This is a genomic window from Methylobacterium sp. WL18 (assembly GCF_008040015.1).
Lineage (GTDB): Bacteria > Pseudomonadota > Alphaproteobacteria > Rhizobiales > Beijerinckiaceae > Methylobacterium > Methylobacterium mesophilicum.
On sequence record NZ_VRVD01000985.1, the window covers coordinates 1 to 1196 of the forward strand.

Sequence of the window (1196 nt, forward strand, 5' to 3'; positions counted from 1 at the left end):
TCCCGGCCCAGCCCATCCGCGAGGCCGCCATCGGCGCCTGAACCGGGCGCCGGTCGCCGGCGCACCGGGCTCGAGGCACCCAACAACGACGGATGGAAACGCCCGACCGGGCGCGCCGAGCGCGCGGCCGGACGATCCCGCGCTTGAACAGACCCGAGGACCACCCGATGATCACCCGACGCACCCTCGCCGCCGCCGCGGCGTCGCTCGCCCTCTTCAGCCTGCCGGCCGCCGCCCAGGAGTGGAAGGCCAAGTATCCCGAGCTGACCCTCGCGGTCATCCCGATGGAGAATGCCAGCGGCACCAACGACCGCTACGCGCCCCTGGCCGACTACCTGACGAAGACGATCGGTGTGCCGGTCAAGCTGCGGGTCGCCAGCGACTACGCCGCGGTGATCGAGGGCCAGCGCGCCGGCAACATCCAGATCGCGTTCTACGGGGCCGCTTCGTTCGGCCGGGCCGTGATGACCGGGGTGAAGATCGAGCCGCTGGTCAACCCGCAGCACGAGACCGGCGCCTCGGGCTATTACTCGGTGCTCTACGTGCTGGCTTCCAGCCCGTACAAGACGGTGGCGGATTTGAAGGGCAAGAACCTCGCCCTGGTCGACCCGAACTCCACCTCCGGCAACCAGGCGCCGCGCTTCTTCCTGAAGCGGGCCGGCTTCGACGTGGACAGGCATTTCGGCAAGGCGGTCTTTGCCGGCAGCCACGAGAACGCCGTCCTGGCCCTGACCCAGGGCACCGTCGAGGCCGCCGCCAACCTGTGGAATTCCGAGACCGACACGATGGTGACCCGCATGGTCGCCAAGGGCGTCCTGAAGAACCCGGACGGCACGCCGATGAAGCAGTCCGACTTCCGGGTGGTGTTCAAGTCCGACTTCCTGCCGGAGGGCCCCTACGCCGTGCTGGCGAGCCTGCCGGACGACCTGAAGGCCAAGATCCGCCAGGCCTTCCTCGACCTGCCGAAGGCCGACAAGGCGGCGTTCGACAAGCTGTCCGACGGCAAGGATCTCAGCCTCACCCCGGTGACGCTCAAGGATTACCAGCCGGTCATCGACATGCTGAAGTTCAACGACGAGCAGCGCAAGAAGTCCTGATCGCGGTCCTGAGGAGGCGCCGGCCTTGCGCGGCCTGACACCCCTGCCGCCGGAGCGGGCAGCCGCCCTCTCCGGCCTGTACGCGGCGGCGAGCGGCTC

At 69.1% G+C, this 1196-nt stretch carries 1 protein-coding gene; it reads left to right on the top strand.

Annotated features, from left to right (window positions below; genetic code table 11):
- Nucleotides 1-167: 167 nt before the first annotated feature.
- Nucleotides 168-1097, top strand: a complete 930-nt coding sequence (gene phnD / locus FV228_RS30310) for a phosphonate ABC transporter substrate-binding protein (protein WP_147857800.1) — start codon at nucleotides 168-170, stop codon at nucleotides 1095-1097.
- The last annotated feature ends 99 nt before the right edge of the window (nucleotides 1098-1196 follow it).

Bases quoted from the DNA above. Each gene is read 5' to 3' on its own strand.
- phnD (WP_147857800.1), top strand. From the start codon at position 168: ATGATCACCCGACGCACCCTCGCCGCCGCCGCGGCGTCGCTCGCCCTC.